The 25,277-nt window shown below is 43.3% G+C and carries 22 protein-coding genes; 15 read left to right on the top strand and 7 right to left on the bottom strand.

Annotation, left to right across the window (positions count from 1 at the left end):
- Positions 1–5: 5 nt before the first annotated feature.
- The 6 genes from AC07NA_RS05365 (at position 6) to AC07NA_RS05390 (ending at position 10,016) form a co-directional block, all read left to right on the top strand.
- Positions 6–2,072 carry a beta-L-arabinofuranosidase domain-containing protein gene (locus AC07NA_RS05365; protein WP_494896346.1) on the top strand — a complete coding sequence of 689 codons (2,067 nt, stop codon included), beginning with the start codon at positions 6–8 and terminating at the stop codon, positions 2,070–2,072.
- 180 nt (positions 2,073–2,252) lie between these two features.
- Entirely contained in the window at positions 2,253–3,488 is a 1,236-nt protein-coding gene (gene fucP / locus AC07NA_RS05370; protein WP_345210613.1) for an L-fucose:H+ symporter permease, read from the top strand.
- Between the two features lie 99 nt (positions 3,489–3,587).
- Positions 3,588–4,613, top strand: a complete 1,026-nt coding sequence (locus tag AC07NA_RS05375; RefSeq protein WP_345210614.1) for a LacI family DNA-binding transcriptional regulator — start codon at positions 3,588–3,590, stop codon at positions 4,611–4,613.
- Positions 4,614–4,683: 70 nt separating this feature from the next.
- Complete coding sequence (locus AC07NA_RS05380; protein ID WP_345210615.1) at positions 4,684–5,388, top strand: NUDIX hydrolase; 705 nt, start codon at positions 4,684–4,686, stop codon at positions 5,386–5,388.
- A gap of 114 nt (positions 5,389–5,502) precedes the next feature.
- Positions 5,503–9,006 carry a PKD domain-containing protein gene (locus tag AC07NA_RS05385; protein WP_494896349.1) on the top strand — a complete coding sequence of 1,168 codons (3,504 nt, stop codon included), beginning with the start codon at positions 5,503–5,505 and terminating at the stop codon, positions 9,004–9,006.
- On the top strand, positions 9,003–10,016 hold the full coding sequence (locus AC07NA_RS05390) for a PorP/SprF family type IX secretion system membrane protein (protein ID WP_345210617.1): 1,014 nt from the start codon (positions 9,003–9,005) through the stop codon (positions 10,014–10,016). Before AC07NA_RS05385 ends, AC07NA_RS05390 begins: the two co-directional genes overlap by 4 nt.
- Positions 10,017–10,317: 301 nt before the next feature.
- Here the strand turns inward: AC07NA_RS05390 and rpoN are convergent, their stop codons facing one another.
- The gene (rpoN, locus tag AC07NA_RS05395; protein ID WP_494896352.1) at positions 10,318–11,796 is read right to left on the bottom strand and encodes an RNA polymerase factor sigma-54; all 1,479 of its coding nucleotides are present in this window, start codon (positions 11,794–11,796) and stop codon (positions 10,318–10,320) included.
- Positions 11,797–11,946: 150 nt separating this feature from the next.
- Between rpoN and mscL the strand changes: the two genes are divergently transcribed.
- From mscL to tsaB, 5 genes are all read left to right on the top strand, one after another.
- Entirely contained in the window at positions 11,947–12,354 is a 408-nt protein-coding gene (mscL, locus tag AC07NA_RS05400) for a large-conductance mechanosensitive channel protein MscL (RefSeq protein WP_494896354.1), read from the top strand.
- A gap of 128 nt (positions 12,355–12,482) precedes the next feature.
- Positions 12,483–12,641, top strand: a complete 159-nt coding sequence (gene rpmH / locus AC07NA_RS05405; RefSeq protein ID WP_345210620.1) for a 50S ribosomal protein L34 — start codon at positions 12,483–12,485, stop codon at positions 12,639–12,641.
- A gap of 68 nt (positions 12,642–12,709) precedes the next feature.
- Entirely contained in the window at positions 12,710–13,111 is a 402-nt protein-coding gene (locus AC07NA_RS05410) for a ribonuclease P protein component (protein WP_494896356.1), read from the top strand.
- A complete protein-coding gene (gene yidD, locus AC07NA_RS05415; protein ID WP_494896358.1) occupies positions 13,095–13,328 on the top strand; it encodes a membrane protein insertion efficiency factor YidD in 234 nt (77 codons plus the stop codon). Before AC07NA_RS05410 ends, yidD begins: the two co-directional genes overlap by 17 nt.
- A gap of 6 nt (positions 13,329–13,334) precedes the next feature.
- Positions 13,335–14,027, top strand: coding sequence for a tRNA (adenosine(37)-N6)-threonylcarbamoyltransferase complex dimerization subunit type 1 TsaB (gene tsaB, locus AC07NA_RS05420; RefSeq protein WP_494896360.1), 693 nt, complete (start codon positions 13,335–13,337; stop codon positions 14,025–14,027).
- Here tsaB and AC07NA_RS05425 read toward each other — a convergent pair whose 3' ends face one another.
- Both AC07NA_RS05425 and AC07NA_RS05430 read right to left on the bottom strand, forming a co-directional pair.
- Positions 14,028–15,455 (bottom strand): DUF5723 family protein, encoded by a 1,428-nt coding sequence (locus tag AC07NA_RS05425; protein WP_494896362.1) that lies wholly within the window; start codon positions 15,453–15,455, stop codon positions 14,028–14,030.
- Positions 15,456–15,582: 127 nt separating this feature from the next.
- Positions 15,583–17,166 (bottom strand): hypothetical protein, encoded by a 1,584-nt coding sequence (locus AC07NA_RS05430; RefSeq protein WP_494896364.1) that lies wholly within the window; start codon positions 17,164–17,166, stop codon positions 15,583–15,585.
- A gap of 88 nt (positions 17,167–17,254) precedes the next feature.
- Between AC07NA_RS05430 and AC07NA_RS05435 the strand changes: the two genes are divergently transcribed.
- Entirely contained in the window at positions 17,255–17,644 is a 390-nt protein-coding gene (locus tag AC07NA_RS05435; protein WP_345210626.1) for a DUF423 domain-containing protein, read from the top strand.
- A gap of 9 nt (positions 17,645–17,653) precedes the next feature.
- Complete coding sequence (gene priA / locus AC07NA_RS05440; protein WP_494896366.1) at positions 17,654–20,137, top strand: replication restart helicase PriA; 2,484 nt, start codon at positions 17,654–17,656, stop codon at positions 20,135–20,137.
- Here the strand turns inward: priA and AC07NA_RS05445 are convergent, their stop codons facing one another.
- The gene (locus AC07NA_RS05445) at positions 20,138–20,464 is read right to left on the bottom strand and encodes a hypothetical protein (protein WP_494896368.1); all 327 of its coding nucleotides are present in this window, start codon (positions 20,462–20,464) and stop codon (positions 20,138–20,140) included.
- 129 nt (positions 20,465–20,593) lie between these two features.
- On the opposite strand from AC07NA_RS05445, the gene AC07NA_RS05450 reads away from it, so the two are divergent.
- Complete coding sequence (locus tag AC07NA_RS05450; protein ID WP_345210629.1) at positions 20,594–21,250, top strand: protein-L-isoaspartate(D-aspartate) O-methyltransferase; 657 nt, start codon at positions 20,594–20,596, stop codon at positions 21,248–21,250.
- Positions 21,251–21,412: 162 nt separating this feature from the next.
- On the opposite strand, the gene smpB is transcribed toward AC07NA_RS05450, so the two are convergent.
- Both smpB and AC07NA_RS05460 read right to left on the bottom strand, forming a co-directional pair.
- On the bottom strand, positions 21,413–21,865 hold the full coding sequence (smpB, locus tag AC07NA_RS05455; protein WP_345210631.1) for an SsrA-binding protein SmpB: 453 nt from the start codon (positions 21,863–21,865) through the stop codon (positions 21,413–21,415).
- Between the two features lie 29 nt (positions 21,866–21,894).
- Complete coding sequence (locus tag AC07NA_RS05460; RefSeq protein WP_494896371.1) at positions 21,895–23,778, bottom strand: Nramp family divalent metal transporter; 1,884 nt, start codon at positions 23,776–23,778, stop codon at positions 21,895–21,897.
- Between the two features lie 211 nt (positions 23,779–23,989).
- Between AC07NA_RS05460 and AC07NA_RS05465 the strand changes: the two genes are divergently transcribed.
- Positions 23,990–24,460 carry an Lrp/AsnC family transcriptional regulator gene (locus AC07NA_RS05465; RefSeq protein ID WP_345210633.1) on the top strand — a complete coding sequence of 157 codons (471 nt, stop codon included), beginning with the start codon at positions 23,990–23,992 and terminating at the stop codon, positions 24,458–24,460.
- 27 nt (positions 24,461–24,487) lie between these two features.
- Here the strand turns inward: AC07NA_RS05465 and AC07NA_RS05470 are convergent, their stop codons facing one another.
- Positions 24,488–25,231, bottom strand: a complete 744-nt coding sequence (locus tag AC07NA_RS05470; protein ID WP_494896373.1) for a copper homeostasis protein CutC — start codon at positions 25,229–25,231, stop codon at positions 24,488–24,490.
- Positions 25,232–25,277 lie beyond the last annotated feature (46 nt).

Consider the following 25,277-nt stretch of genomic DNA (forward strand, 5'->3'; position numbering starts at 1 on the left):
AAAGTATGAGAGATATACTTTCTTCAGGACATAAAGCATTTGCTTTATGTCTTGCTGTTTTAGGTGCAAACGTTTGCAACAACAGCTACGCCCAAACGGCAACCGCTGTTAACCAAACCGATGTATCATCAATAAACAGTTATTACGTAAGCAACAAGGCGCCGCTTAAGCCGCAGCCTTTTATCAAGCTGCCTTTAACGGCATTTAAACCGGGCGGCTGGCTAAAAAAACAGCTGGAACTACAGCGCGACGGATTGACCGGCAATTTAGGCGAGATCAGTATCTGGCTGTCAAAAACCGACAATGCCTGGCTGAACAAGGATGGTAAAGGCAAGTATGGATGGGAAGAACTGCCTTACTGGTTGAAAGGCTACGGCGATATCGCTTATATGCTTAAAGACCCTAAGATGCTGGCCGATACCAAGGTTTGGATAGATGCAGCCATCAATAACCAGCGTGAGAACGGCGATTTCGGTCCGCTGGTGGAGAAAGGTGAGGGCAAGCGCGACCTTTGGACCAACATGCCGATGCTGTGGTGCCTGCAATCGTACTACGAATACTCCAAAGATCCGCGGGTGCTTACCATGATGACCAAATATTTCAAATGGCAATTAAGCATCCCTGATGATAAATTGCTGGAAGATTACTGGGAAAAGAGCCGCGGTGGCGATAACATAGTAAGTGTTTACTGGCTGTACAACCGTACCGGCGATAAATGGCTACTTGATTTGGCTACCAAGCTGGATAAAAACACAGCAGATTGGCGACAAAACAATAACCTGCCTAACTGGCACAACGTTAACGTGGCCGAATGTTTCCGCGAACCAGCAACTTATTATCAGCAAAGTAACAACCCTGCCGATCTGAAAGCGACTTATGATAACTTTAAACTCATCCGTGAGATTTACGGGCAGGTACCCGGCGGTATGTTTGGCGCCGATGAAAATGCACGTAAAGGTTACGATGACCCAAGGCAGGCCGTTGAAACCTGCGGACTGGTTGAGCAAATGACCTCAGACCAGTTCCTGCTGCAATCAACAGGTGATAGTTTTTGGGCCGATAACTGCGAGGATGTAGCATTCAATACCTTCCCGGCAGCATTTACGCCTGATTATAAGGCCCTGCGTTATTTAACAGCACCTAATATGGTGATCAGTGATAGCAAAAACCATTCGCCGGGTATTGATAACAGCGGTCCGTTTTTAACCATGAACCCTTTCAGCAGCCGTTGCTGCCAGCATAACCATGCAGCAGGTTGGGTATACTATGCCGAAAATTCTTGGATGGCTACCCCCGATAACGGGATAGCCGCGCAGTTGTACAGTGAAGGTGAAGTTACGGCCAAAGTAGGTTCGGGTGGTTTGGTGAAGATACTTACCACTACAAAATACCCATTTGATGCCACTATTGATATGAAAGTGATCACTTTTGCTAAAAACAGCTTCCCGGTTTATTTGCGTGTACCGGCATGGTGCAGTAACGCATCAGTATTTGTAAATGGTAAAGCGGTAAAAGTAGCAGCCAAAGGCGGCGAATACATTAAACTGGAAAACGAATGGAAGAACGGCGATAAGATAACCCTGCAATTGCCAATGCAACTGCACGTAAGGGAGTGGGCTAAAAACAAGAATAGCGCGAGTGTAAATTATGGTCCGCTTACTTTTTCGTTAAAGATTGACGAAGATTACGTGAAAAAGGATAGCAAAGCCACCGCCATCGGCGATTCGCAATGGCAGGCTACGGCTGATCCGGCAAAGTGGCCTTCGTACGAGATCTACCCAAAATCGGCCTGGAACTATGGTTTGCTGCTTAACAAAGCCAATCCCGAGCAATCGTTTACGGTAGTAAAAGGCGTATGGCCAAAGGATAACAACCCGTTCACCAATGCATCGGCACCTATAACTTTAAAGGCAAAAGGTAAACTGATACCCGAATGGAAGGTTGACCAGTACGGATTATGCGGGGTATTGCCGGTTAGTCCGGTTAAAACTGCGGAACCTGTGGCTAATTTAACGCTGGTGCCAATGGGCGGCGCGAGGCTAAGGATCTCATCTTTCCCGGTAACGGAATAAATAGCTTAATACTTTGCTAAAATAAAAGCCATAACTAACCATTATGGCTTTTATTTTTATCGCCCTGCCGCAAAAATAACCGGGACTGTTATATATGATATAAAAAATCGATTTACTGATAATTTATATTATTTTAGGCGGCAATAACTCAAACCAATTAAGCTTTTTTACAATTCTTGTATGGACCTGAAACCAAAACTAACGGAAAAGAACTTTTATGTTGTTTTCGCATTTGTAACTTCATTATTTATGCTTTGGGGCATAGCCATTACCATGGGCGATGTGCTTAACAGGCATTTTCAAAGTGTATTGAGCGTATCAAAAGCCGATTCGGGCCTGGTGCAATTCTCTATTTTTGGCGCATATGCCGTAATGGGTATTCCCGCAGGTTTATTTATGAAAAAATTCGGTTACAAGAATGGCGTATTGCTGGGCTTGTTTCTGTATGCGGTAGGTGCTTTCCTGTTCGTGCCCGCATCTAACGCCGAGTCATTTACTTTTTTCAGGATAGCGTTATTTATTCTGGCCTGCGGTTTGGCAACGCTTGAAACAGTAGCACACCCTTTCGTAGCATCATTAGGCGATCAGCGTACCAGCGATCAGCGTGTAAACTTCGCGCAAACCTTCAATGGTGTGGGTGCTGTAATAGGCCCGCTGATTGGTAAATTCTTTGTGTTTGGCGGTGCTTTTGCCGCCATGGGAGGTTTGATCTCCGTGAAAATATTATATGTAGTAATAGGCTCGGTAATTACCCTGATAGGGTTGTGCTTCGCTTTTGTGAAAGTTCCGCCGCTTACCGACCCGCATGTTATTGCAACCGATACCTATGCCATAGGCGAAGAAATACATGTAGAAAAGAGCCTGTTTCAACGCAAGCACTTTGTTTTTGCAGCCATTGCACAGTTTTTTAACGTAGCGGCACAAGGCGGTACATGGGCATTCTTCCTGAATTACGGGCACGATATTATGGGGATGACAGATGGTGAGGCATCAGGATATTTCTCAGCAAGTATGGTGATGATGATTGCCGGTCGTGCTGTGGGTACCGGTTTAATGCCTTATATTAAGCCATACAAGTTACTGGCCATATTCGCGGCTTGTAGTATCACTATGTGCCTTATCATTGCGCAAGCCTGGGGATGGACGTCATTTATAGCGTTGATATGCCTTAACTTCTTCTTCAGTATCATGTTCCCTACCATATTCAGCCTTGGTCTTAAAGATCTGGGTAAAAAAACGCAGCAAGGTTCATCCTTTATTGTAATGGGTGTAGTTGGCGGCGCGGTATTCCCTTATTTAATGGGTAAAGTGGCCAACCACAGTGTAGCGCATGCCTACTATTTACCAATCATTTGCTATTCGGTAATTTTCTTCTTTGGGTACCTGTATCCTAAACTGAATAAGCAAAGTGCTTAACGTTTAGTTAATCGTTTAGTAAAATTTTACCAAAAAATTGTTTTTTGTTGAAATGGTAATATATTAGTCTTGTTAAACTAAAATTAGAGCAGGAAACAAATGTCAGCAAAGAGATTATCCATAGTAGATATAGCCGATAAACTTAATATATCAAAAACCACGGTATCGTTCATTTTGAACGGCCGCGCACAGGAAAAAAGGATAAGTGCCGAGCTGGTAGAACGTGTACTAAAGTTGGTTAAGGAGGTTGGCTACAAGCCAAATTCGCTGGCTAAAAGTTTGCGTACGGGTAAATCAAATACCATTGGTTTGATGGTTGAAAATATTTCCGATCCGTTCTTTAGCGCCATAGCGCGTTTAATTGAGGATAGGGCTTATAAAAACGGCTACAAGATCATTTATTGTAGCACGTATAATGATACCCAAAAAACCAAGGAACTGATCAATATGTTTCGCGACAGGCACGTAGATGGTTACATCATGTCGCCGCCGGAAGGTATTGAAGAGGACATTACCTCATTGCTGAATGATCACATGCCGGTAGTAATGTTCGACAGGTACTTGCCAACGGTTGATACCGATTACGTGGTGATCAATAACCAGTTTAGCGCCTACAACGCTACGCAGCATTTGATAGGGCAGGGGTATAAAAACATCGCCCTTATTACCTTCTTTTCCAACCAAACCCAAATGGCCGACAGGGTAAAGGGTTACAAAATGGCGCTGAAAGAAAACGACCTGAAACCATTGGTAAAAGAGTTGCCGTTTACGCTGAATAAGAAAAACCTGATTGAGCCGGTTACTTCGTTCCTGAAATCGAAAAAAAACATTGATGCCATTTTGTTTGGTACCAACCACGATGCTACCTGCGGTTTAAAAGTAATGCAGAGCCTGGGTATCAGTATACCGAACGATATTGCCGTAGTAACTTTTGACGACTCGGACGCGTATGAACTGCATACACCGCAAATAACATCTATAGCGCAGCCGATAGAGGAGATTGCCGACAACGTGATCACCATATTGCTTAATAAGCTGGATAAAAAAACGGAGTTTGAAAAGAACCAGGCGATAACCCTGCATACCGAACTGATTATAAGAGGATCATCAAAAAGTAGTAAATAGAAAAAACGCGCTGACTGGTTCAGCGTGTTTTTTTCATATATTGTAATATCATTAAACCTTGCCATTAAGCATGCAAAAATATACCGGCGAAAAAAGGATACTTGTAGCAACAGACTGTATTATTTTTGGCTTTGACGGATCGAACATTAAATTATTACTTGTACAAAGGGGCATTGAACCCGAAATACACAAGTGGAGCCTTATGGGCGGCTTTATACAACCATCAGAAACCCCTGATGAGGCCGCGAACCGTGTTTTAGAACAACGTACAGGTTTAAATAACGTGTACATGGATCAGCTGAACGTGTTTGGCAAACCCGACCGCGACCCGGTGGAACGCACCCTTTCTATCGCCTACTATGCACTCATCGATATCCATCAGTATGAAAAACAGCTGAATGATGATTTTCATGCCGAATGGTTTTTGCTGGATGATATGCCCGACCTGATATTTGACCATAACGAAATGGTAAAGCAGGCCCGCAAACAACTGATGTACAAGGCGGCCTTACACCCTATATTATTCCAGTTACTGCCCGAAAAATTTACCATTCCGCAATTGCAGGCTTTATACGAAGGCGTTTACCAAACCAAGTTTGACGACCGTAACTTTAGCCGCAAATTGCTGTCAACCGGTTTGCTGGTAAAACTTACCGAAAAGGATAAGCAGTCATCAAAAAAAGGCGCGTTCTACTACAAGCTCGATCAATCGCAATATGCCGAAAACTTCGAATCGTTCCTGAATTTGGTGCCTAATCCCAATAAATTCTTTTAAAAGGTAAATACGCTACCTGCTTTTTGTGTTAATGGCTTGATATATAAAATGCTTTATGTATTTTTATAAGCGTTGCCCCTGCGGCAACAGGCTAACCATTAATTATTAAACTGAGTGAGGGGGATTTTCAGGGCATTGCTGCTCCTTTTCTTTTTTGCCACAAACGGCCTTGCGCAATCTAACACCAGTAACAAGGGTACTGAGTTTTGGACAGCGTATATGCAGCATTATTACGCTGCTGATGCAAACGACAGGAAAAGTCAGATGGCGTTGTATATTACTTCTGATGTGAATACATCAGGCAAAGTTGAGTTAGCAGATGGTGCTTTTTCATTTTCTTACACTGTAAGGGCAAATCAGGTTACCATTGTTAATATACCCTCATCGGCTTATATTAGAGCGCCGGGGCAATCGCTCAAAGGTCTACATATTACAGCAGGTAAACCGGTAGCTGTATATGCCCATATTTATGCGGAAAATGTGTCGGGCGCAACATTGCTATTACCTGTTAACACTTTAGGAAAAAAATATATATCTATCAATTATACGCAACGTTCAAATGCAGAGAATGAGCGGCGGGAGGCGTATTCTACATTTTTGGTAGTGGCAACAGAAGATAATACTGTGGTTGAGGTTACTCCATCTCAAAGCCTTACCGATGGAAAGCCTGCAAACCAACCATTCAATGTTTTCTTGCGAAAAGGTGAAGTGTATCAGGCTAATTCACTAACCGATCTTACCGGGTCTACAGTAAATTCTATAAGTACTAATAATGAGCCTTGTAAAAAAATAGCAGTTTTTTCGGGCAGTACAAAAATAGCGATAGGCTGTAATAACGATCTGCGTTATTTTTCGTCTGATAACTTGTTTCAACAGGTTTATCCGACGGCCACATGGGGCAAAAGCTACATTACGGTGCCATTAGCCGGTCGTAAATACGATATTTATAGAATTATATTGAGTGATCCGTCAACAGAAGTGAAATTGAATGGTTCAGTTATAACGCCCGGTGCAGGTTCGCAATTTATCGAATTAAGTTTAACCGGTTCTGAATATATAACTGCTGATAAACCAATACAGGTAGCACAATATGCAGTTACACAATGGCAAACACTCTCTTGCACTGTAGATGAGCATGACTTGGGCGATCCGGAAATGATATATCTCAATCCCTTAGAGCAAACGATTGATCATGTAACATTGTATTCCACTAATAGAAATAAAATTGAGCTTAATTTTATTAATGTTGTAATAAAAACAAGCGCTGTATCAAGTTTTATGGTTGACGGATCATCTTACACAAAATTTCAACCTATTACGGCAACTAACAATGAGTATTCTTACGCTCAGATTGAAGTAAACTCAGGTACACATAATATATCAGCTAAAGAGGGATTTAATGCCATTGCTTATGGTTTTGGCGAGTTTGAATCATACGGCTACGCCGCCGGTACCAACTTGGTGAACCTTAACGAAAGGGTGGTATTGCATGATCCCGCAACCGGCGAATCTGTTATTGCCGGTTGTGCAGGTACCAGCTATAAATTACAACTAACCTTACCCTATAAAACAAATACCATTACCTGGGATTTTGGCGATGGCACTACTGCGGGGCCGTTTAATGACCCTCCTTTTACCACCAGGGTAAAAGATGGTAAAACGCTTTATATATACGAATATCCCGAACAAACCTACAGTATAGGCGACCACGTGGTAATAGCCAAAGTTTTTAACCCAACAGGTGATGATTGCGGCTCAACTGAAGAAGTAGAGTTTGACTTTAATGTAGCTAACCTACCCGTTGCCGCATTTGATGTAATAGCTAATTGCGTTGATGTGGCAGCAACTTTTACAGATAAAAGCGCCGCGAATGGTACGTTGATAAAAGCCTGGCTATGGCAATTTGACGATGGTACAACATCTGATCTACAAAATCCCAATCATGTTTTTGAAACAGCAGGTGATCATACCATTACTCTTACGGTTACTAACGAGAATGGCTGTACTGATGTAATAAGCAAGGTGGTAAATTTTAAGCCTTTGCCTATAGTAGGATTCACTACATCAGCAATGGTATGTTCTGGTAAGGAAATTGAGTTTATCGGTACCAGCAATGTAATCAATACCATTACAAAATGGCGATGGGACTTTGGTGATGGTAAAGTGTCAAATTCATTAACTGTTAATAACACAACTCATACCTATGAGGCGCCGGGCATTTATACGGTTAGGCTAAGTGTCCAAAATACTAACGGCTGTATCAGTTTTGCATCTCGCTCTGTAGATGTAGGCTTTAGTCCTGAGGCTGATTTTACAATGGCGCAAGCCTGCGTTAACGACCCCGCACAGTTCACCTACAAAAATTTGATAGCCACCCAAAACGATGCCGCCTTTACTTTTGAATGGAATTTTGCGGATGCGGGTTCGGGTGCTTTGAATACATCTACCGATAGAAATCCATCACATCGTTATGCCACACCGGGTACTTATGATGTTAAATTAACAGTTACCACGCAACAAGGTTGTGTTGTTGAACGTACAAACCGCATTACTATAAACGGAGATCAGTTTGCCGGTGGTTTTAGTGTGGAGGATGAAGATAGGCTGTGCAGTAACCGCGATGTGGTTTTTATAAACAATGCAACGGTTAATGTAGGGAGTATTGTGAGGGTAGAATGGTATTTTGATTTGGACGGTCACCCTAATGATAAAGAGGTTTATACTATTGATAACATGCCTGCCGATGGAAAGTATACGCATAAATATGATACGTTCACTTTGCCTGGGAGCAAACCTTACCGTGTGAAAATGGTTGTGTATTCGGGCGGAAATTGCTCAAGGGAATTTGAGTTGCCACCAATAACGGTGTATGCCCAACCTTACGTAGCGCTTTCGCCAACAGGCAATATTGTGGTATGTGAGGATGACGCGCCGCTAACATTCGGCCAAACAGAAAATGGCACATTAATCAGCGGCGGCACATTTACGGGTAGGGGTGTATCATTAACCGGGGTGTTTGATCCTAAAGTGGCCGGGCCGGGTATATTTGAAATAAACTATACCTATTTATCGGGCAAGGGATGTGATTTTAACACTACGTTTAACGTGACTGTTAACGCCCTGCCAAAAATAGATGTAAAGCCGCAGTATACGTTTTTTGAAGGTGGGCAGGTGTTACTAACAGCGCAGGCAAGCGGCGCAAGCCTGGTTTATAAATGGTCACCGGCAACTGGACTTAGCAATCCGGATATTTTGCAGCCAATAGCAAACCCTGCGGTTGATACCAAATACCAGTTAACGGTATCATCGGGCGCATGCGAAACTACTGTAGATGTGTTTGTTAAGGTATTGCGTAAAATAATTGTACCGAATACGTTTTCGCCGAATGCAGATGGTACTAATGATACATGGAAAATTCAAAATATAGAAGATTACCCTAATTGTTTAATTACTATATTTAACAGATATGGCGATAAGGTGTATACAAGCACAGGTTATGGCAACGGCTGGAACGGAACGCGAAACGGAGCCGGCTTGCCTACAGCTACTTACTATTATATAATTGATTTAAAAGACGGACATAAACCGGTTTCCGGTAATGTTACAATATTACGATGATAAAGAAATTTTACTTTTTAGTATTAGTGGCCCTATGCGGTGCCGGGTTAGCCAAAGCACAGCAAAAGCCGCAGTACACGCAATATGTACTCAATAATTACTTGCTAAACCCTGCTTTAAGCGGAATAGAAAACTATACCGATATGAAAGTAGGCCACCGCAGCCAGTGGACCGGTTTAGACGGCGCGCCTGTTACCAGTTATTTTACCATTAACGCCCCATTGGGTAGTAACTTTTTGCAGGGCGATGCCTCGGCTATGCCATCTTACGGTGGACAAAACCCGTTAAGCAGGCTATACACCCAAAATTACCAGGCTGCCGAACCGCACCACGGTATCGGTTTAATGGTGGTGAACGATGTTACAGGCCCTATCAACCAAACCAATATTAACGCTACCTATGCTTATCATCTGGGCTTGTCGCCAACGCTTAATTTGGCCGTAGGTGTATCTGCCGGTGCTAATTATAACAGCTTAAATACTTCAAAACTTACCTTTGAGAACGATATCGACCCTGTACTGCGCGGTAATACCTATAGCCGCTGGAACCCTGACCTGGGTGTAGGTGCATGGGCATATTCATCAACATGGTTTGCAGGGGTATCAGCACAACAGCTACTTACTCAAAAACTATATTTCAGCGATAATACTGCCGATAGCAAAACGGTACCGCATTATTTTGTAACCGCGGGTTTTAAGGTGTTCTTAACAGATGAGATCACCCTGTTGCCATCAACTCTATTAAAGATAATTGAACCAACACCGGTAACCTTTGATGTAAACATGAAACTTGCCTTCAGCGATCGTTTATGGATAGGCGGCTCATACCGCAAAGGCGATTCATTCGGCGCGCTGCTGGGCGTTAATATCAACTCCATATTCAACGTAAGCTACTCGTACGATTATACTACCTCCGCCTTGCGTACCGTAAGTAACGGTACCCACGAGATTGTATTAGGTATACTGCTTAACAACAAGTACAAGCTGCTATCGCCTCAACACGGATTTTAGTAAGTCAAAATTCAAAAGTTAAAATTCAAAAAGCCAAAGCATGGTTAGGTGGGGTTTTTTGTGCGCTGTCATGTTGAGGAGGAAAACATCTATCACTGGCAGGTCCTGCGTCGTAGATTCTTCACTGCGTTCAGAATGACAGGGTGGGAGTATCTTTTACACATACACAAACTGTCATGTTGAGGAACGAAACATCTATCACAAGCAGGTCACACGAAGCAGATTCTTTACTCCGTTCAGAATGAAAGGGGAAGTGAGTATGACCTCCTGATTTCTGAATCTCAACTCTTATTTCTAAAACCTAAAGCTCTTTACGTAACCTCGCTACCGGGATATTCATTTGTTCGCGGTATTTGGCTACGGTACGGCGGGCTATGTTGTAGCCGCTTTCTTTGAGTATTTCGGTGAGTTTTTCGTCGGCAAGGGGGTGACGTTTGTCTTCTTTGCCAATATGTTCTTCCAGTATTTTCTTCACCTCTTTGTTTGATACCTCTTCGCCGCTTTCGGTTTGGATGGCCTCCGAGAAGAAGGATTTCAGCAGGAAAGTACCATGCTCGGTTTGCACATATTTAGAGTTGGCTACGCGCGATACCGTTGATATATCCATGCCTATCCTGTCGGCAATGTCCTTCAATATCATCGGTTTAAGGTTCTTTTCGTCGCCGGTTAAAAAGAAATCGTATTGGTACTGCATTATGGCATTCATGGTTTTCAGCAGGGTTTGCTGGCGTTGTTTAATAGCATCAATAAACCACTTGGCCGAATCCAGTTTTTGCTTTACAAACTGTACCGCTTCCTTCAGCTTTTTATCCTTTTGCGATGCCTTATCGTAATGCTGGAACATCTCCTGGTACGAGCGGCTTACTTTAAGCTCAGGTGCGTTTTTGGAGTTAAGCGTTAATATCAGCGAACCATCATTATTGGTGATGTGAAAGTCGGGTATTACCTGCATTTGCTTGGTATTTACCTCGTTTGAGTCGCCGGGTTTGGGGTTGAGTTTTAATATCTCGTTGATCACCCCACGTAATTCCGCCGAGTCCATATTGAGCGATTTTTCGAGTTTATCGTAATGTTTACGGGTAAACTCATCAAGGTAATGCTCAACAACCAATATGGCTTTTTTTATGATCGGGTCGGTATTGTTATCCTTTTTACGCAATTGGATCAGCAGGCATTCCTGTAAGGTACGCGCGCCAACACCGGCAGGGTCAAAGCTTTGTATCACCTTCAGCATATCCTCCACCTCTTCATCTTCGGCCATTACGTTTTGCGAAAAGGCCAAATCGTCGGTAAGCGACATAATGGGGCGACGCAGGTAGCCATCGTCATCTAAACTGCCGATGATCTGCTTGCCTATCATAAAATCCTTTTCGGTTAAAGGCAAAAGATCAAGCTGGGCTTGCAGGTTTTCAAAGAATGAGCTTTGAATAGCGATAGGCATTTCCTTCTTATCTTCCTCATCATCGCCGTTTTGATCATAGCGCGAGCCATAATCATTCAGGTTATCATCCTGCAAATAGTCGTCTATATTGAATTCATCGGCCTCACCGCCTTCGTTATCACTGTTATAGTTGTCTTCGTCGGGGTCGCGGTCGGGGTATTGTTCTTCGGGTTCGTTAAGGTTAGTTAAACTTAGGTCTTCAAGTGCCGGATTTTCCTCCAATTCCTCCTTTATCCTGGTGTCGAGAGATACTGTAGGCACCTGCAACAATTTTATAAATTGTATTTGCTGCGGCGACAGCTTTTGTAATAGCTTTTGTTGAAGATTCTGTTTTAACATAATTAGTAGTAGGCCAAAAATACATCAAATACCCCTAACTTTAAAATAAGTTAAGCTTATCGATACTTAAAGTTGATAAAAGGATAAAAGAAAATATTTGTTTTAGCCTGCCGATTTTTTTTAACTTTATTCAACTAAACACTGAAACTTATGGGAGTTGTAAAGGAATTTAAAGAATTTGCCATGCGTGGCAACGTTGTCGATTTGGCAGTGGGTGTTGTTATTGGTGCCGCCTTTGGTAAAATAGTAACCTCATTGGTGAACGATGTGATAATGCCGCCGCTGGGGCTGCTGCTTAGTGGTATCGATTTTAAAGATGCCAAGTACGTGCTGAAACCGGCCCTGGGCGATAAACCCGAAACTGCCATCAACTACGGTATGTTCATTAATAGTGTTATCGATTTTATCATCGTTGCATTCTGTATATTTTTGGTGGTAAAAGGTATCAACTCCCTTAAAAAGAAAAAAGAAGAAGAGCCTGCCGCACCAGCTGCACCAAGCACCGAAGAGGTACTACTTACCCAAATACGCGACCTATTGGCCGAAAAAAAGGCTTAATATTGTGTAAATGTTAATAAATAACAGCTTTAATGCTAATTATTAACAACGGTACTATTTGACAAGTGCGAAAAAACCACTACATTTGCGCTCTTGTTTTTAAAAGACGATATTAAGAATATAAAGTAATGAAAAGAACGTTCCAGCCTTCTCAAAGAAAAAGAAGAAATAAGCACGGTTTCCGTGAGCGCATGGCATCTGCTAACGGCAGAAGGATTTTAGCTTCAAGAAGAGCTAAAGGCAGAAAAAGGTTAACCGTGTCTGACGAGCGTCGTCATAAAGCGTAATTCCGGTTTCTACGTTGCGGTAACTTCAGCCGGATCAAGTTAATTTTTTTGGTTTGGGGCCAGCAACTATGTATACTTTCAAAAAAGAAGAACGGTTATGTAACAAAGGGCTTATTGACAGTCTTTTTCATAGCGGTTCTTCTTTTTTATGTTATCCTTATAAGGCATCGTGGCGGCTTGTTGATAATGCCGGCCAATATCCTGTGCAGGTAATGTTTTCGGTTGCCAAAAAGCGGTACAAACACGCTGTAGACCGTAATACCATTAAACGCCGCTCGCGCGAGGCATACCGCCTCAATAAACAGCAACACCTTTACGATTTTTTACACGCATCAAATAAGCACATTATTTTGTCGTTAAGTTATATAGGCAAGGATATTGCCGAGTATGATTTTATCCAGAAAAAGATGGTAAAGCTGTTAACCCAGTTGAGCGAGCAAATTAGCAAAGTAAATGATCAGGCTGTTTAACCGCGTTGTAGGGGCATTTTTTTTGATGCTCATCAGGCTGTATCAATACCTGCTGTCGCCAATGCTGGGTGCGTCCTGCCGTTATACACCATCGTGTTCGCAGTATGGTGTTGAAGCTATAAAAAAACATGGCGCTTTTAAAGGCGGATGGTTAACTTTGAAGCGCATTGCCCGCTGCAACCCCTGGGGAGGCCACGGGCACGATCCTGTACCCTGAGAATACATGAGCATAATACTACAAATTGAAACTGCTACTACCTCTTGTTCTGTAGCGCTGGCTAAAGATGGCCTTGTTATTGCCCAAAAGCAAATTAACGAGCGCAATATACACGCCGAAGTAATTACCCTTTTTATCGAAGAACTGGTGCATACCGCCGGTTTAACTTATGCTGATGTGGATGCCGTTGCGGTAAGCTGTGGGCCGGGTTCGTATACGGGGCTGCGTATTGGTGTATCTACCGCTAAAGGTTTATGCTACGCGCTGGATAAGTCGCTCATCGCCATTGAAACATTAGAAGCCATGGCTTATGGTGCTATGCCATTGGCTGCTGCTTACAATAAGGCCGGTATTTTATTGTGCCCCATGATTGATGCCCGCCGTATGGAAGTTTACACGGCCCTGTTTGATATGCAAGGCAACCGTGTAAAAGCTACCGCCGCCGAAATTATCGATGAAAACAGTTTCGCGCCCGAGCTGCAAAACAACCCAATATTGTTTTTCGGCGATGGCGCGGATAAGTGCGAAGCTGTGTTAGGCGCAAACAATAACGCGATATTTTCACCCAACTTTCAAAACAACGCGGCACACCTTAGCCAAATGGCTTTGAAAAAGTTTAACGATAAGGCTTTTGAAGATGTGGCTTATTTTGAACCTTATTATTTAAAAGATTTTATTGCCGGTAAAAAGGCGCTGTAATTAGTTGCTCTTAAACAACCTGTGATATAACCTGCCGAAAAAGCCCGGTTCGCCGCTTGGCATACGGCTGGCATTCATCGGGCTTTCTATATAATTACCGAACTTAAACGATACCCCAAAAAACAGGTTGCCGCCGGTGAAAGCCCCCGAATGAGTAATTTGCGATTGACGGCCATAAGCGGCCAGTATGGTTCGGCCGGTTTCAAATACCCGTTCGCTGCCTAAAAAGAACTCCGCGTTGGGGGTTTTAAACATGAACTGCCCGCCAAAACTTAACAGGTTAAGATCATTATATGATGACAGCACCGTTACTATGCACTTTTTGTACTGTATGTGGTTTACCACAGCGGCAGTAAAGCCCGAGTAAAATAGTTGTTTATTAACGATAATCGATGGCGACATCTTCCAGGTTTGATCGTAATTTAACCAGTATGCTTTTGACGCGCTTAGTTCGGCACGGCCATCGGTAGGGGTAAAGAAATGCCCCGTTTCGAGGTTGCCCGTTCTTAGCAACCTGGATAATTGCGCGCTGGTACTATCCTCACGCTGCCTGGTACTCAAATCAGTAAGCATGGTAGCGCCGTCAATATTGTATATGCTGGCTTTACTGTTCCACCTGATAAAACCTACATCCTTTAAGTTCCCCTGGAAAACCACCCCCTCATCATTTTTATATGAACCACCCAGCGTGAACGATAAACCCGGGTTGCGCAAGCTCGGTTTAAAATCGCGCGCGCCTGATGTGCCTTCCACATGCGAGGTATAACGTTGCGCGTTTAGGGCCAAAATAGCGTTATCCTGATCATTGAACTCGATATATGAATTGTAAATCTTCAATTTTTGATACTGCGCGCCCATTAAAAAGTTAAGCTTTAAGCCTAATGCAAAACGGGGCGTTATCTTTTCGCGGTAAGTAACACCTAACTGGTGATACGTTTGGTAGTAGGCATTGCCTTTGAATGGATTATTGTAAGCACCTGTTTCAAAACTTCCCGAACCGTTAAACAGTGCCACGGTTTCATCGGTGAACAAAGCATTTCCTTCACCTCTTGATTGTAGGGAGAAGCCCAATTCCTGATCTCCGTCTTGACTGGTATATATCTTGAACATCAGCAAGTATATATTAGCGTTAACGTTGATGTGATTGAACTTGCCCTGGCCAATTTGTAGGGCGCTGTTGTTGTAGCGGGCATCAAAGGCTCGGCTCTTTAAAGATACCTGCGCGTTGCCGGTAATAACCAGATCGGTACCCGCGGTAGGGAAAAGAAAGTTGGAGGCGAACATCCGGCTCGAATCGCGAATAAAGGAGCGTTGCGACGGGTTCTCGAACGAATCAAATAAAGTTTCGGTATTATATTGTGCCAGTTGCTGTGCAAAAAGATTAACAGAGGATAGTACGAGTGCAAAAAACAGTAGACTTTTCTTCATAAATACGATAACGTGTGCTTGAAACTTAGTGGCTGTTTGCAAATCAGCACCTCAAACACGGTTGCGTTGCAATTTAACATTCTAATGTTAAAACGCAGTAAAGCCACTATAGTTTATAACAAAACAATTATTTATTTGCAGATAATGTAGTATCTGCCGGGTTCAACTTCATGCAAAAGTTGGTGTAAAAGTTTTTGTCCGACGCGGTGAGCTGGTACGACAGCGCGTAATAATCGTTAAAACCGGGTTCGTTTTTCTTAAACAGATCATACATCGGCTTGCTAAGATCACGCCTTAATATAGTTTGAGAATTTTTAAAATTGAGGTAGAAGTTCACATTACAGCTTTGCGCCAGCAGGTTATCAAACAGGTTGTAGCTATCCATCTTTATCAAAAACTTACCGTTAATGTAGGTTTCGTAATAGCTTTCCAGTTCGGCATAACTGTTGGCCAGCAGCAGGTAATTATCAATCACCATAAAATAAGGCTTGCGGAAAATACCGAAAGCATCGCCCAGTAAAAAATACGGCACCTTATCATAATTAAAACGTCCACTGTTCTCACTCATGCCTGTGCTGATGTTCAACATGGTGGGTTTAAGCTTAGAGCCGTCTTTAATGGCAATAATGCCCAGCTTTTCCTGGTAGCGTGTAGTAACTATAGCAAACTCATGCATAAGGGCACTGTTAAAGTTGGCTTGCAGGTTTACGCCGGTTTCGTTTTTAATTTTGGTGAGTAAAGCCGTTTTCTCCTTAGCCTGGTTAGCCTTACGATACCAGTCGGCTAAGTCGGCGGTGAATTTTTTACTGTCGGCCACCCCAAAATTGATAAAGTACGCCGTGGTAGATGGGAATATATTTTTAAGCTGATTATTTACCGGCTGCTGGTTACTGAACAAGTTGAGGTAACTTGTAGGCGCGGTTTTATCGGTAGTGGTGGTGCCGTTAAACAGCAAAGCATCGCTTTTATAATTTAAGCTGAGCACCGCGGTTGCAGGTAATACCCTGAAGCTTTTAAATATATCGGTATTGCTGTTTTTAAAAAGATTATCAAATAGCGCATTCAGTTCGCGGTAGTTCACGTACAGGTTGGCCGGCGAATTTGAATTTTGTTTGGCAGGGAGCAGCTCGAAAGGCTGCTTTTTTTTGTCGTCGTAAGTGGCCGTGGCCTCTATCAGTTCTTTAGAAAAACTGCCGCTTAGTATATTGTTGTTGTTTACAATAGTATAAAAACGCCTGTTGAGGGCTTTTACAAAAAAGGTATAGCCCTTTTTGCCTGCCACAGTATACGGGCTTATCAACAGGTTGCTTTTGCTAATGTTATTGAATATGCCTTCCTCTAAAGTTTTTACCGCGGGTATGGTAATGAGCAAATTAAGGCTGTCGTTTTTTGCAGGATGCAGGGAGATGAAGATATCCTGACCGTAAAAATAATTTTTAAGTAATGTTTTTGTTAGTACCTGCTCACGCAGTAGGCTTAGTTCATCGAGGGTTTGTTTGCCTGCCACGGCGGGTAATAGTGTATTTCCCTGAAATATCTCGTCGAAACCGTTATCGTTACTAAACTCAAATATAAAGGCGGCATCACCGGGTATGTGGCTCATCACCTGGCTGGTATGCAAACCGGGCGGACTTAAATTTTTGAAATAAGCTACCGTCATGTACCCGGCGGCTACAAGCAAAAGTATAGTTACAATGATGATCCTTTTCATTATATGTTTGCACCGCAAGTTAGATAATTACAACACGGCATTAAAGTATAGTTTCAAATTTGGTTAACTTAGCCTTTTAATATCTTCAATGAACAAACAAATTATTATTACCGCCGCGCTGTTTGGCGCAGTGGCAGTTATATTAGGTGCATTTGGCGCTCACGGCTTAAAGGCCCTCATTACACAGCCCCAATTAGAAATTTGGCAAAAAGGCGTTGATTATCAGTTTTACCACGTTTTCGCGTTATTGTTCCTGTCTACATTTACACGTTTTAAAAACAAATTAATTGCAGGCGCATACTACTTTTTTTCGTTAGGCATCGTGTTTTTTTCGGGTTCGTTGTACCTGCTGGCCTGCCGCGATCTGTTAGGATTGGACACGCTTACACGTATTATTGGCCCTATAACACCACTTGGCGGTTTGTTTTTTATAGTAGGCTGGGTACTGGTTGTTTTGGCAGCCATCAGAAATAAGTAATATAAATAGATGTTAGAGTTTGCTGATGCACATTATAGCGGCAGGAGAACGCTGTTCGTTGAGGTGATTTTGCCTTTGGCGATAGCTAAAAACTATACCTACCGCGTACCTTATGATATGAACGATGCTATTGCCATTGGCAAGCGCGTTGTGGTGCAGTTTGGCAAAAGCAAGCTTTACACGGCCATTATATCATCCATTGGCGACCAGGCGCCCGAAAAGTATGAGGCTAAATATATACTGGAGGTACTGGATAGCCAGCCGATAGTAACAACCGCCCAGTTACAGTTTTGGCACTGGCTGGCCGAATACTATATGTGCAATGTTGGCGAGGTAATGAACGCCGCGCTGCCTGCCGCCCTTAAGCTGGCCAGCGAAACCAAAATAACCGTTAATAAAGATATGGTGGTTGACAAAACCACCCTGCATGATAAAGAGTTCCTGATATTGGAAGCGCTCGATCTGCAACCCGAACTCACTATTAGTGATATTGCCAAGCTGCTGGGCCAAAAAACGGTGATGCCTATATTGAAGCTGATGTTCGAGAAAAACATCATCCACATATCTGAAGAGGTAAGCGACCGCTACAAACCACGTAGGCGTACCTTTATCACGCTTAACCGCATCTACCAGGATCAGGATAACATGCGGGAGCTGTTCAATATTCTTGAACGTGCCCCAAAACAGGCCGATGCCTTGCTGGCGTACATCAAACTATCGCGCCATCAAAAAGCGATCACTAAAAACGAGTTGATAGAAGAGAGCGGTGCCGGTGCCGCGGCCATTAAAGCCCTTATTGATAAAGAGGTTTTTGTGGCCGAAGAAAAGAACGTTAGTCGCCTGCATTACGAAAATGAGGACGACGGCGCGGTTTTTACTTTGAGCGAGCAGCAGCAAAATGTATTTGTTGATATAAAAAGGCAGTTTGAGGATAAAGATACCGTGTTGCTGTACGGCGTTACCTCGTCGGGCAAAACGCAGATCTATATCAGGCTGATTGAAGAGATGATAGCCAGCGGCAGGCAGGTGCTTTACCTGTTGCCCGAAATTGCGCTTACTACCCATATTATTGAGCGGCTTCGCGATTATTTGGGGGCGAGTATAGGCGTATATCATTCTAAATTTAATGATAACGAACGTGCCGAAGTATGGCAAAAGGTACTCAATAACGAGTACAAGGTTATACTGGGTGCCCGCTCATCGGTGTTTTTACCGTATTATGATTTGGGTTTGATCATTGTAGATGAAGAGCACGAAACATCTTACAAACAGTTCGACCCGGCCCCGCGCTACAATGCCCGCGACGCTGCCATTTATTTGGCGGCTACTTATAAAGGTAAAGTACTGCTGGGTTCGGCTACGCCATCGTTCGAGAGTTATTTTAACGCCCGTATCCATAAGTTTGGTCTTGCAGAGCTCACCGAACGTTACGGCGGGGTAGAGCTGCCGGATATTGAGGTGGTGAGCATCTCCGAAGAAACCAAAAAGAAACTCATCCAGTCGCACTTTACCAGCGTGCTGATGAACGATATGCAGGTAGCACTTGATAATAAGGAGCAGGTGATTCTGTTTCAGAATAGGCGTGGTTATGCCCCCGTGCTCATCTGTAAAATATGCGCCTACACACCCAAGTGCATCAATTGCGATGTAAGCCTTACCTTCCATAAAAGCAGCAAGAAATTGCATTGCCATTATTGCGGCTACAAAGAAGACACGCCAAATATTTGCCCGGCCTGCGGTTCTACACATTTGGAGTATAAAGGTTTCGGTACCGAAAAGGTAGAGGATGAGCTAAGCCTGCTATTGCCGAATGCCAAGATTGCCCGAATGGATCTTGATACCACGCGTTCGCGCAACGCGCTGCAAAATATATTGAACGATCTGGAAGAGAAAAAGATAGATATATTGGTAGGCACGCAGATGGTAGCCAAGGGGCTGGACTTTTCAGATGTTACCGTTATCGGTATCATCAGTGCCGATAGCCTGCTGAAATTCCCGGATTACCGGGCTAATGAACGCAGTTTCCAGATGCTGGCGCAGGTGAGTGGCCGTGCAGGGCGCAGGGGTAAGCGGGGCAAGGTAGTGATTCAAACGTATGATCCCGGTCACAGGGTGATAAAGCAGGTGATCGATAACGATTTCCTCGACCTTTATTTTACCGAAATGGAGGAGCGCAAAAGCTTTAAATATCCGCCTTATTACCGCATCATCAATCTCGATATCAAACATAAAGACCCCGAGATATTGCATAACCAGGCCATATACCTGGGCAACAAGCTGCGTAAACATTTTGGCGACAGGGTAATTGGTCCCGAAGCGCCGCTCATCAGCAGGATTAGGAACTACTACATCAAATCGATCATGCTGAAATTTGAGAAGGATGGCGTATCAATAGCCAAGGCCAAAGCCATCATCAGGGAGGTGATCACCGAGTTTCAAACCACCAAACTAAGTAAAGGCAGCATTGTGCAGCCCGATGTTGACCCATATTAATTATCGTTCCCTGATATCGTTCAGGTGAATGTACGAGAAGCCGATGTTGGCCGCTATTCCGCAGGAGTAGGAGCCTTTCATCATGTCGTAGTTTATGCGCACCTTAAGACTGTCGCGTTCCCATTTACTGTCTAAGTTTTCGGGCTTGTAATCGATATTGCCTACCCGTATCACCCAGCCGCAGCCATCGGCGGCAGGGTTGCCAAGGTCGAGTATAATGGCATCGGTCTTCAGATCATTGATGTGACTATCTTTTCGGCAGCCGCATATTAAAAACAGGGCTACTATTGCTGCAAAGCCATGCCTCATTATATTGGGGTATTTCATTTTTGTATTTTTAGTAATTACGTAGCGGTTTGGCTTTGTGCTACATAGCACGAAAAATTTAACCTGTTGGTAACTCGTAGCTATAAGCAAGCGCCAAAAACTGGGTTTTATGTATAACTTTGCTTGCAAATGGCTTATAAGTTTGTTGATAATTACCGCGAAAAAGGCGCCCGGAAGAGATTGGTTGAAGTATTAAAAAAGAAGGGCATTGAAGATGAACAGGTATTAGCGGCAATAGGCAAAGTTCCCCGCCATTATTTTTTCGATGAAACCTTCTGGAACCAGAGTTACAAGGATATCGCTTTCCCGATAGGCGAGGGGCAAACCATATCGCAACCATATACCGTAGCTTACCAAACCGAATTGCTGCACATAAAAAAGGGCGATAAGGTATTGGAGATAGGTACCGGTTGCGGCTACCAAACCTGTGTACTGCTTGAGCTTGGCGCAAAGGTATACACCATTGAACGCCAGGAAAAGCTATACGAACGCACTATACAGGTATTGCCCTATATGGGCTACAAACCCGAGTTTTTTTTAGGCGACGGCTCAAAAGGCATAGCCAAACATCAGCCTTACGACAAAATTATAGTGACCGCCGGCGCACCCTTCGTACCGGATATCCTGCTGCAACAACTTAGCATAGGCGGTATATTAGTGATCCCGGTAGGTGACGAACAAACCCAAAAAATGGTAACCGTACTAAAAGTAGCCGAAAACGATTACGAAAAAATTGTACTCGATACCTTCCGGTTTGTACCGCTGGTAGGTGATAGGGCGTGGTAACTTGTGGTTAGAATCAAGAGACAAGAGATAAGAGTCAGAGATAAGAAACAGGAGACAAGAAAGAGAATTGTTTATACAATAACAAAGGCCACGTTTTTACGTGGCCTTTGTTATGAACCTTATCTTGACTCCTGATTCTTGTATCTTAACTCTCTATTTGAATTATCTCTTCATCGCTCTGTCCATCTCTATCTTGGTGTCGCGTTCTTTCATGGTTTCGCGCTTGTCGAAGGTCTTTTTACCCTGGGCAAGGCCTATTTCCAGCTTGGCAAAACCGCGCTCGCTGATGAATAATGCAATTGGTACAATAGTAAAACCGCGCTCTTCGCCTTTAACCAACAGTTTCTTCAGCTCCTTTTTGTTGAGCAGTAAAATCCTGTCGCGCTTGGCCTCGTGGTTGTAAAACGAACCGAACGAGTATTCAGAGATATGCAGGTTACGTACATATAGCTGGTTATTAATAAAGGTGCAAAAGGCATCGTTAATATTCGCCTTGCCCTCTCTTATCGATTTTATTTCGGTACCAAGCAGTTGTATCCCGGCAACGTACTTATCCAGTATGTGGTATTCAAAATAGGCCTTCTTGTTTTTTATATAGATCTTATCCTGGCTCATCTCCTGCTCTTTTGCTGCAAATATGCAAATTATTTTGGTTGTGGCTTAACAACCAGCACCGGTACGTTCACCTTATGCCTTACCGAATTTACAGTTGTGCCGAATATAAGGTCTTTAAGCGCCTTGTGCCCGTGCGACCCCATTACTATAAAATCTATCTTATCGGCATTGGTAATATCGGCAATGGCGGTGGCGGGCATGCCGTAACCAATTTTAGCAATGGCCTTGTAGCCAAGGTTTTTAAGGTCGGTTACGTATTTTTCGAGATTGGTGAAGTCGCTTTGCGTTTCAAGGTCCATTACATCGGTACCGTGGTAACGCGCCCCGGCGGTTTCTACCACGTGTATTAAAGTATATTTGGCATGCTTGCCGCCCTGCATAATTCCGTGTCGGATGGTATTAAAATCGTTCTTAGAAAAATCTATTGTAATGGCGATGTTCTTATAAGAGATCGCCTCAATATCATGTATGGCTAAAGCCAGTCCGTGCGGTAACAATTGAGGCTTCTCGTGGTGTTTAAACATCAGTGGACGAATAAATACATACAGCAGCAATACCGCTATACCTATAATAATAGGGATCACTAAAAAGTAGATCCACATAGTAGCGCCGGGATAATCGTGCAGCCAGGTAATAATTTGCTCATATACCAGTTTTACGTTAAGCCCTACAATAATTACCGCGCTTGTCCATGCACCCACCTTAACCAGCGGACCGATGGCAAACTTATCCATGCGTTTTTTGTCGGATGTAAAGTGGATCAGCGGGATAATAGCGAAACCAAGTTGAAGGCTCAATACCACCTGGCTTAATATTAACAGGTTGCCCAGTGAATCTTCGCCGAAGTAAATAATAGTGATCACTGCGGGTACAATAGCCAGTATACGGGTAAGCAGGCGGCGCAGCCATGGCTCAATACGCAGGTTTATATGGCCCTCCATAATAATTTGCCCGGCAAGTGTACCTGTAATGGTTGAGCTTTGGCCCGACGCGATCAAGGCTACCGCGAACAGTACCGGGGCCATTTTACCGAAGATGCTTTCGAGCAGTTTGTAGGCGTCCTGTATCTCGGCTACCTCATAATGCCCATTGGTGAAAAACGCGCCTGCCGCTAAAATAAGTATGGCCGCGTTTACCAAAAATGCCAGGTTAAGCGCGATAACGGTATCAAATAAGTTGAATTTTATAGCCGACCGGATACCTTCATCCGTACGTGAAATTTTACGGGTTTGCACCAGCGACGAATGCAGGTACAGGTTATGCGGCATCACAGTAGCCCCAATAATACCAATAGCGATGTACAATGATTTACCCGACAGAAAGCTCGGCGCGAAACCCTTAACCACTTCCACCACATCAGGTTTTACAATGAACATTTCTGTAAGGAAGGACAGCCCTACAATAAATATCATAGATACAATGAAGGCTTCGAGCTTGCGCATGCCCTTGTTCATTAAAAAGAGCAGCAATATGGTATCGGTAATGGTGAGCAACACGCCCCATATTAAAGGCAGGTCGAACAATAACTGCAAACCTATAGCCATCCCGATGATCTCGGCCAAATCGCAGGCTATAATGGCCACCTGCGCCAATATATAGAGGCAAAAGTTGGTAAAGCGTGGGTATGTGTTTTTGGAGGCCTGAGCCAGATCGAGTCCGCGTACAATGCCTAAACGCGCGCTTAATGATTGCAGGAGCAGGGCAATTAAATTTGATGCCAATAGCACCCATATCAGTTTATAGCCAAAGGCGCTGCCGCCTGCAATATCGGTTGCCCAGTTGCCCGGGTCCATATAACCAACGCTTACTAAATACGCCGGGCCAATAAATGCGAGTATTTTACGCCACCCGGTTTTGTTTTCGGTATTTACGGAATTGTGTACATCACCTAATGATTCGTTGTGCTTGCTCATGAAGTGATATCAGAAAAAATTATCATAACTGCTTATTAATTAAAACAACAAGCGGGGCTTGCAGATGTTTATGCAATATACAAATAAATTATTTATAGCTAATATATAAAATTAGACTTGCCTAATTAGTGCGTAGAATATATTTTTGTAAACTTGTGCATGCAAAAAATATTATTTTGTATAGCATGGAATAACATATATTTGCACCACGATGGCCGCTGAACTTGATAAAATAGACCTACAGATACTAAAAATATTACAGGAGAACGGACGAATCACCAATCTGCAACTTTCAAACGAGATCGGTCTTTCGCCTGCACCTACATTAGAGCGTGTGCGCAAGCTCGAAAATTCAGAATATATAAAGAGTTACCATGCCCTGGTTGACGAAGAGAAGTTAGGGCTTGGCATTAAAACATTTATACAGGTATCGCTCGATTTTCATCAGAGCAACACCATACAGATATTTTTGGAAGCCATACAGCAGATAAAGGAAGTTACTGAATGCCACCATGTAACCGGGCAGTGCGACTTTTTGCTGAAGGTATACGTGCGCGACATAAAATCGTATGAGCAATTGATTATGGAAAAGATAAGCCGCATTAATGTGGTTAAAACCTTCCATACAATGATGATCATGTCGACCAGTAAGAAAGAACCTATTATTCCGCTTGAATATTAATAACAAGCGGAATAATAATTAAAGCAATTAGCTGTTGGCTACTTTAATTATTTCGCGCACCCTATCGGCACTGGTAACGTCGGTGCCATACTCATCCCCGTAAAAACTACCCATTATAATATGGTCGTTATGGTACTCCATACGGCTTGGCATGCGTGTTTTTGCTGTAGAATGTAATTCGGTAGCGCCGGTAAATTTAATTATATCGGCAGCATTATGTTCGTTAACGCCGCATCCGGGCATAATGGTGATACGGCCCGCCGCTTTTTCAACCAGGTGGTTAAGTACGCTGGCACCTTCAATAGCCGATGTTTTACCACCCGAGGTAAGTATGCGGTCGCAACCTATTTCAATAATATCTTCTAATGCCTGGTAAAGGTCAACGCACATATCAAAGGCACGGTGAAAAGTAACACCAAGTCCCCATTTTTTGGCCAGTTGTACCAGTTCGCGGCAACGCTCTTTATCTACGGTTCCGTCACTTTTTAGTATACCTATTACAATACCATCGCAGCCCGAATCAATGCAAAACCTTACATCGGATGTTATAATGTCGTATTCAGTATCGTTATAAAGGAAATCGCCGCCCCGCGGACGGATCAAAACATAAAGTTTGATATGCAGCAGTTTGCGTGCTGTTAAAATTTGGCCGGCAGAAGGAGTGGTACCACCATCGTTCAAATTATCGCATAATTCTACACGAACAGCGCCCCCTTCTTGAGCAGCAAGCGCAGATGTGGTAGAGTTTGCGCAAACTTCAAGTGAAACCATAAGTAGTTGTGTGGTAAATTAATTAGCTTGTAAATACAATTAAGCC

Source organism: Mucilaginibacter sp. GW821-FHT07G05, from assembly GCF_059418565.1.

Excerpts from the sequence above, each read along its gene's own strand:
- AC07NA_RS05375 (WP_345210614.1), top strand. The coding sequence starts at position 3,588 with ATGTCAGCAAAGAGATTATCCATAGTAGATATAGCCGATAAACTTAAT.
- AC07NA_RS05465 (WP_345210633.1), top strand. The coding sequence starts at position 23,990 with ATGGCCGCTGAACTTGATAAAATAGACCTACAGATACTAAAAATATTA.
- mscL (WP_494896354.1), top strand. The coding sequence starts at position 11,947 with ATGGGAGTTGTAAAGGAATTTAAAGAATTTGCCATGCGTGGCAACGTT.
- AC07NA_RS05425 (WP_494896362.1), bottom strand. The coding sequence starts at position 15,455 with ATGAAGAAAAGTCTACTGTTTTTTGCACTCGTACTATCCTCTGTTAAT.
- rpmH (WP_345210620.1), top strand. The coding sequence starts at position 12,483 with ATGAAAAGAACGTTCCAGCCTTCTCAAAGAAAAAGAAGAAATAAGCAC.
- AC07NA_RS05410 (WP_494896356.1), top strand. The coding sequence starts at position 12,710 with ATGTATACTTTCAAAAAAGAAGAACGGTTATGTAACAAAGGGCTTATT.
- tsaB (WP_494896360.1), top strand. The coding sequence starts at position 13,335 with ATGAGCATAATACTACAAATTGAAACTGCTACTACCTCTTGTTCTGTA.
- AC07NA_RS05380 (WP_345210615.1), top strand. The coding sequence starts at position 4,684 with ATGCAAAAATATACCGGCGAAAAAAGGATACTTGTAGCAACAGACTGT.
- AC07NA_RS05450 (WP_345210629.1), top strand. The coding sequence starts at position 20,594 with ATGGCTTATAAGTTTGTTGATAATTACCGCGAAAAAGGCGCCCGGAAG.
- AC07NA_RS05445 (WP_494896368.1), bottom strand. The coding sequence starts at position 20,464 with ATGAAATACCCCAATATAATGAGGCATGGCTTTGCAGCAATAGTAGCC.
- yidD (WP_494896358.1), top strand. The coding sequence starts at position 13,095 with ATGATCAGGCTGTTTAACCGCGTTGTAGGGGCATTTTTTTTGATGCTC.
- AC07NA_RS05430 (WP_494896364.1), bottom strand. The coding sequence starts at position 17,166 with ATGAAAAGGATCATCATTGTAACTATACTTTTGCTTGTAGCCGCCGGG.
- rpoN (WP_494896352.1), bottom strand. The coding sequence starts at position 11,796 with ATGTTAAAACAGAATCTTCAACAAAAGCTATTACAAAAGCTGTCGCCG.
- AC07NA_RS05390 (WP_345210617.1), top strand. The coding sequence starts at position 9,003 with ATGATAAAGAAATTTTACTTTTTAGTATTAGTGGCCCTATGCGGTGCC.
- AC07NA_RS05460 (WP_494896371.1), bottom strand. The coding sequence starts at position 23,778 with ATGAGCAAGCACAACGAATCATTAGGTGATGTACACAATTCCGTAAAT.
- smpB (WP_345210631.1), bottom strand. The coding sequence starts at position 21,865 with ATGAGCCAGGATAAGATCTATATAAAAAACAAGAAGGCCTATTTTGAA.
- AC07NA_RS05365 (WP_494896346.1), top strand. The coding sequence starts at position 6 with ATGAGAGATATACTTTCTTCAGGACATAAAGCATTTGCTTTATGTCTT.
- AC07NA_RS05470 (WP_494896373.1), bottom strand. The coding sequence starts at position 25,231 with ATGGTTTCACTTGAAGTTTGCGCAAACTCTACCACATCTGCGCTTGCT.
- AC07NA_RS05435 (WP_345210626.1), top strand. The coding sequence starts at position 17,255 with ATGAACAAACAAATTATTATTACCGCCGCGCTGTTTGGCGCAGTGGCA.
- fucP (WP_345210613.1), top strand. The coding sequence starts at position 2,253 with ATGGACCTGAAACCAAAACTAACGGAAAAGAACTTTTATGTTGTTTTC.
- priA (WP_494896366.1), top strand. The coding sequence starts at position 17,654 with ATGTTAGAGTTTGCTGATGCACATTATAGCGGCAGGAGAACGCTGTTC.